Raw genomic sequence first — 15,192 nt, 5'->3', positions numbered from 1 at the left:
TCGGCTTATTATTGAAATGGAATATGTTAATGTCATGGAATAGAACGGTGTTATATATTTTCCTGTTAATTTTTTTGATATTATAGTAATAATGGATATATAAAATTATCTCGAGAGTATATTCCCAATGGATTAATAAGAAAATATATCTGGAAAACAGGTAAAACAAATCGTTATAATTGTCCCTGATGTAATCAAATGAGATACCGCAGTGATTGAAATATATAGTGACGAATATTGGATGCAGCAGGCGATAGAACGAGCAATGAACGCGCAAGAACAGGGGGAAATACCTGTTGGCGCTATATTGGTTGCTGATAATAAAATCGTTGCGGAAGGTTGGAATCAATCTATTATTGCGCATGATCCTACTGCTCATGCTGAAATTATTGCATTGCGCAAAGGGGGAGAGCAGTTACGAAATTATCGTTTGATAAATACCACCTTATACGTCACCCTCGAACCTTGCACTATGTGCGCTGGCGCCATGATACATAGCCGAATACAACGGCTGGTTTATGGCGCCAGTGATATGAAAACTGGCGCCGTAGGTTCTTTGGTTGATATATTGCGCCATCCTGGCATGAATCATCAAATTGATATTACCAGCGGCGTGCTTGCTGAGGAATGTTCAACGATGTTGAGTGCTTTTTTCAAACAACGTCGGTTACAACATAAAGCATTAAAAGCCGCCAGAAAACAGCAGGAAGAAAATCAAGATTCACTCTTTTAGTACCCATATATGGTACTCGCCGTTTATCATCTCTGCGCCTTCCAGGATTTTTTCAAAGCCGGGGAACTTGTTATTCCATTCACCGAGTTGGCGAATATATTGTAACCGGGGGGCATGTTCATCACCAAAACGTTCTCCCGGTAGGATTATTGGTATACCTGGTGGATAAGGAATGACACTTACAGCCGATATGCGCCCGGCGAGTTCATTAAGTGGTAAATGTTCAGTACGGCCTCCCATATGATCAAGGTGTGCTTGTCGTGGGAGTTTCACTATCTCAGGTAATTGGCTAAATGATTTCTTTTGCTCAATATCTATTTCATATTCTTTTATATACCCAAATATTTTATCCGAAATATCTTTGAGCCCCATATTTTCATAATATTCAGGGTATTGCTTCGCGAGTTTTGGCAAACATTGTTTAAGTGAAGTATTAGCGTCATAGTGTTTCTTAAAATTCAATAATACATTGATCAACGTTCCCCATTTACCTTTGGTGACGCCGATAGAAAACAGGCAAAGAACAATAAAATCGGTGGTACGTGCCGGCACAATATCATGCTGACTGAGATAAGCGGAAAGAATTTCGGCTGGAATGCCATTTTCCAGCAATTCATCATTATCATTCATTCCTGGACACAAAATACCGACTTTTGTTGGATCTAACAGGCACCATTCTTCTGATAGATTGGTAAATCCATGCCATTTATCTCCCTCTTTTAATACCCAACAGGAAGGATCTGTTGCCAATTGTTCTCTGTTTGCTTCATGAAAAGGAATTAATTTACCGTTATCTGCGCTGATAATCTCTCTGGCATTCCAGGGCAAGAAGAACCAATCATCTTTTTGTTTAAATTGATGATGGGTTTTTGCTAATGTTAGACGGAAATCTACGGCTTCATTAATTGCATTTTGTATCAGTCTTTGTCCCTGAGGGCCATCCATCATGGCAGCGCCAATTTCATTAGTGGCGATCAGCGAATATAGCGGTGAAGTTGTGGAATGCATCATATAGGACTCGTTGAAACGGGAATGTTCAACGGGTTTTTTACCATTGCGAATATGGATATAGGATGATTGTGATAATGCTGCTAACATCTTATGCGTAGATTGAGTGGCAAATATTGTCGGACCATGACTGTCAAAATCATTTGGGTCATCACGCATTGAGTGACGATGTTTATACATAGGGTTAAAACGAGCATAAGCAAACCAGGCTTCATCAAAGTGAATTTGATCAACACTTTTTGCGAGTAAATTTTGTGCTTGTTCTGCGTGATAACATATTCCATCGTAAGTACAGTTGGTCACGACCGCATAAACAGGTTTACTGTCTATTGCGATTGCTTTTAACGGATGTTCATCAATGAGTTGTTGGATATATTCTGGTTGAAATTGATCTCTGGGTATGGGGCCAATAATGCCATAGCGGTTGCGTTGAGGAATAAGATATACGGGTAAAGCCCCAGTCATTATTAAACCTTGTCCAATGGATTTATGGCAATTGCGATCGCATATAACAATCTCTTTCTCGCCAATAATGGCGCCCATGATAATACGGTTAGAACCCGAAGTGCCGTTAAGGACGCAATAACTTTGATGCGCGCCAAAAACCGTTGCTGCATATTCTTCTGATTCTTTAATTGCGCCTGTATGATCTAACAGTGAGCCAAGTGTTTTTCTTTCTATGCCAATATCACTCCGGAATAAGTTTTCCCCAAAGAAATTAATTAATTCTCTTCCTACTGCTGTCTTAGTAAGCGCGACACCACCCTGATGTCCAGGAGCAGTCCAGGAATATTCTGGTGATTCTTGGGTGTATTGCAGTAATGCGCGAGTGAAAGGCGGTAATAATTGAGCATAATATTTCTTAATTAGCGAACTGGCGCGAGAGGTGATAAATCCAGCCGTGTCTTCAAGCATCCAGACGAATTCATCTGCTAATCCCATGACTTCAAGTGTCAGCGTGTCGATGCTGGAATATTCCGCGGTCAACAATACCGGAATGGTTGTATTGTGTTTGCGTATTTCTTTCAGTAATTCTAAGACTTGTTTATGAGATTCATAATTATTATCTCCGGAAGTCCAATCAACAAAAATACAGCATAGTGAGGAATCAGAACAAACTGTGGCTATGCCATCTTGAAATGTCGCAGCCAGGATAACTGCGAAATTGTTCTTTTTTAGTGCTTCTATTAACTCTGTAAAGGCACGACCATTCGCCGTCGTCGAGCTAAATACATGGCTGCTGACGACCATAATTTTATTTTGTTCGTTAATATCTAAATTAATCATGATTTATCCTATGGGAGAGATAGTGTCCTGATGAATTTAATATGGTTAGCTGAATTAGCTGTCAAACATAATATAACTGAGGATATATAATGGCTGTAATTGACTCCTTAGAGCCTTATATTTGTTTACTTATTTTGGTTGGTTTTCTTGGGAAATTAATTTTTTCCGGTTTTCTTTGGCCTGTAAATATCCGACTAAACTAAGCTGATAACGGCGAATATTTTCAATATAGCGATAAGCTTCATGTCCACGGGCATAGCCATAGGTGGTATTTGTATAATATTTTTTCTGGCTTAATAGTGGAATCCGTTTTTTGACATCAAGCCAGCTATCGGGATTTCCTTTCTGTGATGCCGTCAGTTTGCGGGCATCTAACATATGTCCATAACCCATATTGTAAGCTGCCAGTGCAAACCAGATGCGCTCATCTTTAGGGATATTTTCAGGTAGTCGTTTCATTAGATTTTGCAGATAGATCGCGCCTCCCTGAATACTCTCCTCTGGATCAAGGCGATCAACGACGCCTAACCCTTTAGCGGTCTGGTTGGTTAACATCATCAGGCCACGCACACCCGTGGGTGAAGTTGCCTGTGGGTCCCAATGAGACTCTTGCCAGGCAATGGCAGCGAGCAGTTGCCAACTGATATCACCGGAATATTTTTCAAATAGTGGCCGATAGGTAGGCAGAATATTATCGATGGCACTTAGAAAAGAGAGTGTATCGAAATAATCAAATGAGTTGACGTGACCAAAGTATTTCTCCTCCAATCGTGGCATGACATTTTTTTCCGTTAGCTGGCTGAAAAAATCCAGCATGGCAGCATAAAGGCTGTAATCGTCAATGCGTTTTAAATACCATGTCAGCGGGTTATCTTCACTTACATCAAAAGCGACGGCCAGATTAGGATGAGTACGTTGTTGTAACGCGACATTAATCGAGTCACCTAACGTATAATCCAGTTTACCTTCTGCTACCTGTTCCAGTAGCTCGCGAGTGTTATATTGCGGCGTCTCCTCCCATTCGAGCTCAGGGAAGGACTCCGTTTTCATTTCTTTCAATGTGCTGGCATGAGCAGAACCAGAAGCGACCAGCAGTTTACCTTTTAAGTCGTTAAAAGAGCGAGGGCGTGGAGTTCCTTTGCGATAAATCAGTTGTTGGGATACAGAATAGTAAGCCGGACCTGTGCGGGTTTGATCTAGCCTTTCTTGATGATAGGTCAGGCCGGCGGCCAGAAAATCAGCTTCACCCTTTTCCAGGTCATCAAATAACTGATTGATATTTGTTCTAAATTTGATTTCTAATTTGACGCCAAGGTAATTAGCAAAGCGTTGTACCAGCTCGTAATCAAATCCATTTGGTTCTTTCTTACCGGTAAGATGGATCAGAGGTGAGCTAATGGTGCTGATCCGTAGCTCTCCTCTGGTCATGATCCTGTTAATCTGCTCCTGTTGTTTATTCGGCCAACTGATGTTCAGACTGATGATGGCGGCAGAAAAAAGAGCGATAACAATGATAACGAAATAATTTATTTTTATATTATTCAAACGGTTATCTCTGTATAACGCAATGTGGTGCTATGTGTAAACGCGCTATATTGTTATGGTTAAATTTCCAGTGATTGAGCATTTTGCGGAACAAAAACTGGCTGTGCAACTTAATTGATACTATTTGTATGGTCTGCCGATAGAATAATGGGCTTTAATAATCGTCACGCAAACGGTTTCGTCATGGGAGACAATCCTCTATAATGGCCTCATTTCCCCTTAGGCATCTATTAAGCTTTGCTTCTAAGATGAGAGAATTGATTACTATGAAAATTCTACGTGGTTCACCTGCTTTATCTGCATTTCGTATCACTAAACTTCTTTCTGTGTGCCAAGAACAGCAACTTCCGGTGGATGATATTTATGCGGAATATGTTCATTTTGCAGAGATTAATGCACCTTTGAGTGATGCTGATTCAGCGAAGTTACAACAATTATTAAAATATGGGCCTTCGCTGGCTGAACATGAACCCCAAGGTGTGTTGCTGTTAGTGACGCCTCGTCCGGGAACGATTTCCCCGTGGTCTTCCAAAGCAACCGACATTGCTCACAATTGTGGCCTGTCCCAGGTTGTGCGTCTGGAGCGTGGCCTGGCTTATTACATCCAAAGTGGTGAAATGAGTGACGCACAGTGGCAAATATTGTCATCACAGCTGCATGATCGGATGATGGAAACGGTCTTTACTCAATTGGAACAGGTGGAAAAATTATTTTCTCGTCAGCAACCCGTTCCGTTAAAACGCATTGATATTCTGCAAGCAGGACGCAGTGCGTTAGAAACTGCCAATATTGAACTTGGATTGGCGTTGGCCCCGGATGAAATTGATTATCTGATGGACGCTTTCCAGAAATTAGGGCGCAATCCAACAGATGTTGAACTTTATATGTTTGCTCAGGCTAACTCAGAACATTGCCGTCATAAAATCTTTAATGCTGATTGGATTATTGATGGTCAGACGCAGCCAAAATCGCTGTTTAAAATGATTAAAAACACCTATGAGCAGACACCTGATTATGTCCTGTCAGCCTATAAAGATAATGCCGCTGTGATGGAGGGATCTTCTGTTGGCCGTTTCTTTGCCAGTGCGGAAAACGGTTCATATGATTACCATCAGGAGCAGGCTCATATTCTGATGAAAGTGGAAACGCATAATCACCCGACTGCGATTTCTCCTTGGCCGGGTGCATCGACAGGTTCTGGTGGTGAAATCCGCGATGAAGGGGCGACCGGTCGTGGTGCTAAGCCAAAAGCGGGTCTGGTGGGATTTTCGGTATCCAATCTGCGGATACCGGGTTTTGAACAGCCGTGGGAAGAGGATTTCGGTAAACCGGAGCGTATCGTTAGTGCTCTGAATATCATGATGGAAGGCCCTTTAGGGGGCGCGGCATTTAATAATGAATTTGGTCGTCCGGCGTTGTTGGGTTATTTCCGTACCTATGAAGAAAAAGTAAACAGTCATAACGGCAGCGAATTACGTGGTTATCACAAACCCATCATGCTGGCGGGTGGGATCGGTAATATCCGTGATGAACATGTCAAAAAGGGTGAAATTTCTGTTGGCGCAAAACTGATTGTGCTCGGTGGTCCGTCCATGAACATTGGCTTGGGTGGGGGTGCCGCATCTTCTATGGCATCCGGGCAATCCGATGCTGATCTGGATTTTGCTTCGGTGCAACGGGATAACCCGGAAATGGAGCGCCGTTGTCAGGAGGTGATCGATCGCTGTTGGCAGTTAGGTGAAAACAACCCGATCCTGTTTATTCATGATGTGGGTGCGGGTGGGCTTTCCAATGCCATGCCTGAGTTGGTCAGTGATGGTGGTCGTGGTGGACGATTTGAGTTACGTAAAATTCTTAATGATGAGCCGGGGATGAGCCCGCTGGAAGTCTGGTGTAACGAATCACAAGAGCGTTATGTGCTGGCTGTTGCGCCGGAACAACTTCCGCTGTTTGAGGAGATTTGTCGGCGAGAGCGTGCGCCTTACGCCATTATCGGTGAGGCAACAGAGGAGCGTCATTTACGGCTTAATGATGAACACTTTGATAACCAGCCAATCGATATGCCTCTGGATGTACTGCTAGGTAAAACGCCAAAAATGTTGCGTAATGTCAGTACATTAAAAGCGAGCGGTGAAAGCCTTGAGCGTCGGGATATTGATCTGGCAGAAGCGGTGAAACGCATTATGCATTTGCCGGCTGTGGCAGAAAAAACCTTCCTGATAACGATAGGTGATCGCACTGTGACAGGCATGGTTTCTCGTGATCAAATGGTGGGTCCGTGGCAGATTCCGGTTGCCGACTGTGCTGTTACCACTGCCAGCCTTGATAGCTACTATGGCGAAGCGATGTCTATGGGTGAACGTGCGCCGGTCGCTTTGCTGGATTTTGCTGCTTCCGCTCGAATGGCGGTCGGTGAAGCTCTGACCAATATCGCTTCTGCTTATGTCCAGAACTTAAAACGCATTAAACTTTCAGCTAACTGGATGTCTGCTGCGGGTCATCCTGGCGAAGATGCCGGTTTGTATGCAGCGGTTAAAGCGGTGGGTGAGGACTTGTGTCCTGCGCTAGGGTTGACTATTCCGGTGGGTAAAGACTCCATGTCGATGAAAACCCGTTGGCATGAACAAGGTGAAGAGCGTGAGATGACGGCACCTTTGTCACTGGTGATTACCGCTTTTGCCAGAGTGGAAGATGTCCGCCGTACAGTCACGCCTGAACTTTCCACTGATGAAGATAATGCGTTATTGTTAATCGATCTGGGTCAAGGGAAGAACACACTGGGCGGTACCGCATTGGCACAAGTTTACCGTCAATTGGGTAATAAAACTGCGGATGTACGTAGTGCTGAGCAATTGGCTGGTTTCTTCAATGCGATTCAGCAACTGATTTCGGAACAAAAATTACTGGCCTATCACGACCGCTCTGATGGTGGTTTACTGGTAACCTTGGCTGAAATGGCTTTTGCCGGGCATTGTGGTATTGAAGCTGATATCAGTGTATTTGATGAGGATATTCTGGCGGCCCTCTTTACCGAAGAGTTGGGTGCTGTAGTTCAGATTCGAGCATCGGATAGAGGATTTGTTGAAAGCGTTTTAGCAGAACATGGCCTGGCCGATTGCGTGCATTATCTGGGTAAAGCCAAAGCAGGTGATGATTTTGTTATCTTTAGTGGCAATACTGAGGTATACCGCCAGAATCGCAGTACCTTGCGCTTATGGTGGGCAGAAACCACATGGCAAATGCAGCGTCTGCGTGATAACCCGGAGTGTGCAGATCAGGAACATCAGGCTAAACAGGATAATCAGGACCCTGGACTGAATGTAAAACTGACCTTTGATATTTCAGACGATATTGCGGCGCCTTACATTTTGCAGCAGGTAAAGCCGAAAGTGGCGGTACTGCGTGAACAAGGCGTTAACTCTCATGTTGAAATGGCCGCGGCGTTCCACCAAGCAGGTTTTGAGGCGATTGATGTTCATATGAGCGATTTGTTGTCTGGGCGCATTGGATTGAGCCAATTCCAGACACTGGTTGCTTGTGGTGGCTTCTCTTATGGTGACGTGTTGGGGGCAGGTGAAGGTTGGGCGAAATCAATTCTGTTCAATGAACGTGTTCGTGATGAATTTGCGGCTTTCTTTGTACGACCGGATACATTGGCGCTTGGTGTTTGTAATGGTTGCCAGATGATGTCTAACTTACGGGAGTTGATCCCAGGTGCAGAACATTGGCCGCGTTTTGTACGTAACCGTTCAGAGCGCTTTGAAGCCCGGTTCAGTTTGGTGGAAATTACTGACAGCCCGTCACTGTTCTTGCAAGATATGGTCGGTTCTCGTATACCGATTGCGGTTTCTCATGGGGAAGGGCAAGTGGAATTCCGCGATAGCCAGCATCTTAAGATGCTTGAAAACAACCAGTTAGTGGCTCTGCGTTACGTGAACAACTATGGTCAGGTCACGGAAAACTACCCGGCTAACCCCAATGGTTCAGTGAATGGCATTACCGCAGTCACCAGCTTTGATGGGCGGGCAACCGTGATGATGCCACATCCAGAAAGGGTATCCCGCACGGTGAATAACTCCTGGCATCCAAATGAGTGGAGCGAAGATGGCCCGTGGCTGCGAGTTTTCCGTAATGCTCGTAAGCAGTTAGGGTAGTATTGCAAGGTAAGTAAACAGGGATGATGAAGTAGTTGAAGGACACTTTCAATTGATACAAAAAGGGTGAGCAAAAATTGCTCTCCCTTTTGGTTTACGATCACCGTTTGCTAAGTTCCGTAAGTTATTTCGTAGTTCACTAGATGACACGATTCGTCCAGATTTTATGTCTTTTTCAGCAAAAGACAGCAGGCGTAGCAATGCCATTTGTTCTTGCTGCATTTCAAACTGAACAGGATCTTGAACCACATATAACGGCTCCCCGTTTTGGGTTACTGTGACTGGCTGTGATACATCCATAGAAGCTAGTTCTTTTTTAAACGCGGAGACTGTCGTAATTCGCGAATTTGGGGTTTGATACATATTGTCCTCCGGATAGAAACCTTGTTGCCTCTTAATAATACATCATTATTTGCTAATAAAGGCCATATGTGGGGCAAATATGGACCATTAGTATGATACTAGTGCTACTTATTCAAATGTAAAAGTTCTTGTACCGGAAATTCTTGGGAATTCAGGCCCTATTTCTCCATTGTCTCAATTACCCGACAAACGCCATTATGAATGTCTCAAAAAGGAGACGTATAATTATTTGATTTATATCTATTTTTATTTCTATGATTTCAAGTGTCTGTAATTGGCGACAGAAGGCAAATTTTATTTATGCCAGAAACAAGATATTTTGTAGCTGAAACGTTAAGTTTTTTATTTTTAATAATAAAATCAATTTATTATGATTTTAATTTTAACGTTGGCACGGAACCTGCATTAAGCTAGCACAGTTGCTCATTCAACTTCTTATGTCGGCCCACATTAGGTGGAGAAATGCCACATAAACTATCGAATGATGCCAGAGTAAGGTGCCTACCGTCCAACTCAGTGATATCGCTTTCGAGCCTTATCAAACATCGGGCGACACGTGGAGTGAGGCACCACCTATGCCTGACTGTAGATAAACAACAGGCATAAGTCATCCTCACTGGCGGGATAGTAAAAAACTATTATCCCGCCGTCATCGCTCAGGTGTTTACCTGCCCCTTTGTACTGTTTGCATCTTGCACTGATTTTCGGTCATAGCAGAATTTATCAGCCGATGGGTTTTTCTATCTGCCCTTTGTCGGTTAGCATTGGTGTACTGACAGGTTACGAGATGATTTCCTTGAAAAAATGGCGTTTATTTCCGCGCTCATTGCGCCAATTAGTTGTCATGGCCTTCTGGCTAGTGTTATTGCCGTTATTGGTTTTGGCTTATCAGGCTTATCAGAGTCTTGATCAACTCAGTGAGCAAGCGGCTGATATAAACCGTACCACACTCGCGGATGCCCGCCGCAGTGAGGCTATGACAGGTATTGCGTTGGAGATGGAGCGCAGTTACCGCCAATATTGCGTGTTAGGGGATAAGACGCTGGAAAACCTTTACCAAAGGCAGTATCAACAGTACCTTAAGATGCTGAAAGATCAGATGGTTATACTTGATGATCAACAGTATATTAAGATGCTTAATGATTTGCTGTCGCAGTTAACAAAAATCGCTTGTCTCAATAGTGAACCTACCCAACCTGCCGCTCAATTACTTGAGCAATTTTCCGATGCTAATAGCCAGATGGTACAGGCTACCCGTGATATTATTTTCAGCCGTGGAGAACAATTACAGGGAGATATTGCTGAAAAAGGGCAATTTTTTGGCTGGCAGAGTCTTATTTTATTTCTACTGAGTGCGTTATTGGTCGCGTTATTTACTCGCATGATTATCGGGCCGGTTAAAGGGATTGAACGCATGATTAACCGATTGGGAGAAGGGCAATCATTGGGCGTTCGCATAGATTCTTTTCAGGGGCCGCGAGAACTCCGCTCTTTGGCGCAACGAATTATCTGGCTCAGTGAACGCTTGGCCTGGTTGGAATCACAACGCCATGAGTTTTTGCGTCATATTTCTCATGAACTGAAAACACCGCTGGCAAGTATGCGGGAAGGGACAGAATTACTGGCTGATGAAGTGGCCGGGCCATTAACGGCTGATCAGCAAGAAGTGGTTGCTATTCTTGATAATAGTAGTAAACATTTACAGCAATTGATCGAGCAATTATTGGATTATAACCGTAAACTGGCGGATGGCCCGACGGAGCAACAGCAGGTTTCTCTGCGGGAAATTGTTAATGAGGTGGTTTTATCACACAGTTTACCTGCGAGATCGAAAAATATTCAGACGGAAATCCAGCTTGATGCTGATATTTTATGGGCAGAGCCTACGCTATTAATGCGGGTTATTGATAATCTCTACTCTAATGCGGTGCACTATGGCGCCGAATCCGGTAACATCTGGGTTTCAAGTCGTCAGATCGGCAAATATGTTCAAATTAATGTTGCTAATACAGGTACGCCAATCCCTGAATCAGAACGCAGTATGATTTTTGAACCGTTCTATCAGGGAACGCTCCAGCGTAAAGGTGCAGTGAAAGGTAGCGGTCTTGGGCTAAGTATTGCGCAGGATTGTATTAAGCGTATGGGGGGCGAACTGATATTAATTCAGAGCGAATTTGCTGACGTATGTTTCCGTATTAAATTGCCATTAGCTGCTGAGAATGAATAAATAATGCATAACAGGTCTATTTACCGTTTTGTACAAAAGACGGATCGGCAGAATATTGCAGTACAACTTGGGAAAAACGTGTTGGTTGCCAGATTGTTATTACCACGAGTTTCAGTTTGGGGTTTTGGCATGATGCTGCTGATCTTCGTCGTTTTTTTATTGGCGGGTTGCGTTAAAAATCCGGTTAATAATAATTTAGCGACAGTTACGCAAATGGTAATACCAGAGCAACGGGTGACGGATTACCATATTGCCGAGTGTGAGTTAATGTGGGATTTAGAGACGCCGTCATCGATTGAGAATGCGCTTTACTGGCTGCGACTGATGGATTGTTCAGATCGTCTGACATCAGCGAAAGCACGTAATATGGCGAAATACACGCTCCCGATTACTTGGGATATGGCTTTTAAACAAAGTATTTTACTTGACAGTGCCGGGCCTACGTTGTCTGAGCGTCGGAAAATAATTGAAAACTTCAACAAATACCGGTTGAAATTCCCAGACCCGTTGCGACCGTTATTACAGTTATGGCGCGAACAGCAGGTTCAGCAAATTGCAGTTGCTGAGGAGCGGGCAAAATTCCAAAAATTACAGGCAGATACGGATAATAAACTTGATCGTCTGCGAGAAAGTTGCTCACGGTTGGAATTTGAGCTACAGCAAACTTCTCGTAAACTGGAAAACCTGACAGACATTGAACGTCAGCTCTCTTCCCGTAAACAAAATCAGGGGAGTGTTGGATCAGGCAATTCGGATAAACATGTTGAAACGCCAGTGACCACGACATTACCTAACAAAAACAGTACGTCAAACAATACCTCTGAATCAGATAAAGGAGCAGCACAATGACAGCGCGTAAGCCAGCCCATCTTCTTCTGGTTGATGACGATCCTGGTTTGTTGAAATTGTTGGGAATGCGTCTTACTAGCGAAGGTTTTCGTGTCACAACCGCAGAAAGTGGCTGTGAAGCACTGAAACTGTTAGCGAAAGAAAAGATCGATTTGGTGATCAGCGATTTGCGTATGGATGAAATGGATGGTATGGCGCTGTTTGCTGAAATCCAGAAGCAGCAACCGGGTATGCCGGTCATTATTCTGACGGCTCATGGCTCCATTCCGGACGCAGTAGCGGCAACTCAGCAAGGCGTCTTTAGTTTTCTGACTAAACCGGTTGATCGGGATGCGCTTTATAAAGCGATTGATGGCGCACTGGCGTTATCCACGCCCGCCAGTGATGAACAGTGGCGGGAGCAGATAGTCACCCGCAGTCCTGCTATGTTGCGCTTGTTGGAGCAGGCGCGAATGGTTGCTCAATCTGATGTCAGTGTACTGATAAACGGCCAGAGTGGTACCGGGAAGGAAGTGTTAGCCCAGGCAATTCACCGCGCCAGTCCACGGGCGAAAAAACCATTTATCGCGATTAACTGTGGTGCTTTGCCGGAACAACTGCTTGAATCAGAACTGTTTGGTCATGCCAAAGGGGCATTTACCGGTGCGGTTAGCAGTCGTGAAGGGTTGTTTCTTGCTGCACAGGGGGGGACGCTGTTTCTTGATGAAATTGGTGATATGCCGCTGGCTTTGCAGGTTAAATTATTGCGGGTATTGCAGGAGCGTAAAATACGCCCGTTAGGAAATAACCGTGATCTGGATATTGATGTACGGATTATCTCAGCGACTCACCGTGATTTGCCGAAGGCAATGGCAAAAAATGAATTCCGTGAAGATCTCTATTACCGCCTGAATGTTGTTAACTTGAAAATTCCTGCTTTGAATGGCAGGGTTGAAGATATTCCTTTATTGGCGAACCATCTGTTGCGTGAATCAGCGAAGCGCCATAAACCTTTTGTCCGTAGTTTCTCTGCCGATGCAATGAAATGTTTGATGGCGGCAAGTTGGCCGGGAAATGTGCGCCAGCTTGTGAACGTAATCGAGCAATGCGTCGCGTTGACTACCGCACCGGTTATTAGTGAAGCGCTGGTTACACAGGCGCTGGAAGGGGAAAACACGGCGTTACCCACTTTTGCCGAAGCCAGAAATCAATTTGAGCTGAATTACTTGCGTAAGTTATTGCAAATGACCAAAGGTAATGTGACTCATGCTGCGCGTATGGCGGGGCGTAACCGGACTGAATTCTACAAATTACTGGCGCGTAATGAATTAGATGCGAGTGATTTTAAAGAATAACTTTTCTGCTACTCAGGAAGTTTTTACACTGGTATAAAAATTGATGGCCCGGGAGAGCCAAATTGTATGAGCCGTACTCTTAATATTACCCTCGCACAGCTTAATTGGGTGATTGGTGACATTGAAGGCAACTGCGAACGTATGTTGCAAACAGTGCAGGAACAACAGCAACAAAACGCTGATTTGGTGATATTTTCTGAACTGGCGCTATCCGGTTATTCTCCAGAAGATCTATTATTCCGCGCTGATTTTCATCAGCGTTGTTGCGAGCAGCTTACACGTTTACAAGCTGCCAGTTGCCAAACCGCTATTCTGGTTGGTCACCCTTGGGAGCAGGATGGGGAAATTTACAACGCGCTTTCCTTATTCTGGCAAGGGGAAATCCTGGCCCGTTATTTTAAACAGCGGTTGCCGAATTATGGCGTTTTCGATGAAAAACGCTATTTCAAAGCAGGCGATCAAAGCTGCGTGGTGCCATTCAAGGGATATAACCTTGGGCTGCTAATTTGTGAAGATTTATGGTTTAACGAACCGGTTGATACTTTGAAACAGGCCGGTGCGGATTTAATTCTTTCTATCAATGCTTCTCCATATAATCGTGAAAAGCCTTATATTCGTTATGAATTAATTAAAGAACATTGCCAGCGTACAGATTTACCGATGATTTACCTTAATCAGATTGGTGGTCAGGATGAGCTGATTTTCGATGGCTGTTCTAAAGTTTTTAATGCAAGTGGTGAAATGACTCATCGGTTAGCCGCATTTAATGAACAAATCCAACAATGCCGCTTTAATGAATTAAAGATTGAACCTATGGTTAATCCGGCACCTGAATTACCGCCATTGCAGCAGGTATATCAGGCATTAGTCCTTTCAGTACATGATTACGTTCGCAAAAATGGCTTTCAAGGCGTGTTGTTAGGCTTATCTGGGGGGATTGACTCAGGCTTAACGTTGGCAATTGCTGTTGATGCATTGGGTAAAGATCATGTTCAGGCTGTTATGATGCCATTCCGCTATACATCTGAAATGAGTATAGAAGATGCTAAACAACAAGCTGATATGTTGGGTGTTGAGTTTAATGTGGTGTCGATCGAACCGATGTTTGATGCATTCATGGCACAATTTGAACCTCTGTTTGCCGGTACGACCAAAGATACCACCGAAGAGAATTTACAGGCGCGTTGCCGTGCCGTTATTCTGATGGCGATGTCTAATAAACGCCATCGTCTCGTGCTGACGACCAGTAATAAGAGTGAATCAGCGGTGGGATATTCCACATTGTATGGGGATATGGCGGGTGGTTTTAATGCGTTGAAAGATGTACCGAAAACATTGGTATTTGAATTAGCAAAATATCGTAATACCGTTTCGCCGGCGATACCTCAAAGAGTCATTGATCGTCCGCCATCGGCAGAATTGGCGCCTGGACAGCTTGATCAGGACAGTTTACCGCCTTATGACATTCTGGATGATATTCTGGAAGGTTATGTGGAACAGGATAAGTCGGTTGATGAGCTGGTGGCGGCAGGGTTTGATGAACAGATTGTACGTAAAGTGGTTCGTTTGGTTGATATTAACGAATATAAACGTCGTCAGGCTCCGGTGGGGCCGCGTATTACGCCCCGTAATTTTGGTAAAGACAGACGCTACCCGATTACCTCTGGTTTCGGCCGTAAAAACTGGTAACAA

General features: G+C 44.1%; 9 protein-coding genes. 6 read left to right on the top strand and 3 right to left on the bottom strand.

Features of this window, described 5'->3' with window-relative positions:
* The first annotated feature begins 211 nt into the window (after window positions 1–211).
* Window positions 212–733, top strand: a complete 522-nt coding sequence (gene tadA, locus KZ793_RS00980; protein ID WP_225812731.1) for a tRNA adenosine(34) deaminase TadA — start codon at window positions 212–214, stop codon at window positions 731–733.
* Here the strand turns inward: tadA and KZ793_RS00975 are convergent.
* Both KZ793_RS00975 and mltF read right to left on the bottom strand, forming a co-directional pair.
* Window positions 722–3,028, bottom strand: a complete 2,307-nt coding sequence (locus KZ793_RS00975) for an Orn/Lys/Arg family decarboxylase (protein ID WP_225812729.1) — start codon at window positions 3,026–3,028, stop codon at window positions 722–724. The two genes, tadA and KZ793_RS00975, sit on opposite strands and share 12 nt — an antisense overlap.
* Before the next feature lie 129 nt (window positions 3,029–3,157).
* Window positions 3,158–4,573, bottom strand: coding sequence for a membrane-bound lytic murein transglycosylase MltF (gene mltF / locus KZ793_RS00970; protein ID WP_225812727.1), 1,416 nt, complete (start codon window positions 4,571–4,573; stop codon window positions 3,158–3,160).
* A gap of 266 nt (window positions 4,574–4,839) precedes the next feature.
* Here mltF and purL point away from each other — a divergent pair, with 266 nt between their 5' ends.
* Window positions 4,840–8,727 carry a phosphoribosylformylglycinamidine synthase gene (purL, locus tag KZ793_RS00965; protein ID WP_225812725.1) on the top strand — a complete coding sequence of 1,296 codons (3,888 nt, stop codon included), beginning with the start codon at window positions 4,840–4,842 and terminating at the stop codon, window positions 8,725–8,727.
* 48 nt (window positions 8,728–8,775) lie between these two features.
* Here the strand turns inward: purL and KZ793_RS00960 are convergent, their stop codons facing one another.
* On the bottom strand, window positions 8,776–9,090 hold the full coding sequence (locus KZ793_RS00960) for a type II toxin-antitoxin system Phd/YefM family antitoxin (protein ID WP_225812723.1): 315 nt from the start codon (window positions 9,088–9,090) through the stop codon (window positions 8,776–8,778).
* Window positions 9,091–9,877: 787 nt separating this feature from the next.
* Between KZ793_RS00960 and KZ793_RS00955 the strand changes: the two genes are divergently transcribed.
* The 4 genes from KZ793_RS00955 (at window position 9,878) to KZ793_RS00940 (ending at window position 15,189) form a co-directional block, all read left to right on the top strand.
* Window positions 9,878–11,317 carry a sensor histidine kinase gene (locus tag KZ793_RS00955; RefSeq protein WP_225812816.1) on the top strand — a complete coding sequence of 480 codons (1,440 nt, stop codon included), beginning with the start codon at window positions 9,878–9,880 and terminating at the stop codon, window positions 11,315–11,317.
* Window positions 11,318–11,320: 3 nt separating this feature from the next.
* Window positions 11,321–12,166, top strand: coding sequence for a two-component system QseEF-associated lipoprotein QseG (gene qseG, locus KZ793_RS00950; protein ID WP_225812721.1), 846 nt, complete (start codon window positions 11,321–11,323; stop codon window positions 12,164–12,166).
* Entirely contained in the window at window positions 12,163–13,500 is a 1,338-nt protein-coding gene (gene glrR / locus KZ793_RS00945; protein ID WP_225812719.1) for a two-component system response regulator GlrR, read from the top strand. The genes qseG and glrR overlap by 4 nt, the downstream gene beginning before the upstream one ends.
* A gap of 66 nt (window positions 13,501–13,566) precedes the next feature.
* Entirely contained in the window at window positions 13,567–15,189 is a 1,623-nt protein-coding gene (locus KZ793_RS00940; RefSeq protein WP_225812718.1) for an NAD+ synthase, read from the top strand.
* The last annotated feature ends 3 nt before the right edge of the window (window positions 15,190–15,192 follow it).

The sequence above is a fragment of the Photorhabdus antumapuensis genome (assembly GCF_020387775.1).
In the GTDB taxonomy this organism is placed as follows: Bacteria; Pseudomonadota; Gammaproteobacteria; order Enterobacterales; family Enterobacteriaceae; genus Photorhabdus; species Photorhabdus antumapuensis.
This window is presented reverse-complemented; position numbering and strand designations above follow the sequence as displayed.

Bases quoted from the DNA above. Each gene is read 5' to 3' on its own strand.
- KZ793_RS00960 (WP_225812723.1), bottom strand. From the start codon at position 9,090: ATGTATCAAACCCCAAATTCGCGAATTACGACAGTCTCCGCGTTTAAA.
- glrR (WP_225812719.1), top strand. From the start codon at position 12,163: ATGACAGCGCGTAAGCCAGCCCATCTTCTTCTGGTTGATGACGATCCT.
- purL (WP_225812725.1), top strand. From the start codon at position 4,840: ATGAAAATTCTACGTGGTTCACCTGCTTTATCTGCATTTCGTATCACT.
- KZ793_RS00940 (WP_225812718.1), top strand. From the start codon at position 13,567: ATGAGCCGTACTCTTAATATTACCCTCGCACAGCTTAATTGGGTGATT.
- KZ793_RS00955 (WP_225812816.1), top strand. From the start codon at position 9,878: ATGATTTCCTTGAAAAAATGGCGTTTATTTCCGCGCTCATTGCGCCAA.
- qseG (WP_225812721.1), top strand. From the start codon at position 11,321: ATGCATAACAGGTCTATTTACCGTTTTGTACAAAAGACGGATCGGCAG.
- KZ793_RS00975 (WP_225812729.1), bottom strand. From the start codon at position 3,028: ATGATTAATTTAGATATTAACGAACAAAATAAAATTATGGTCGTCAGC.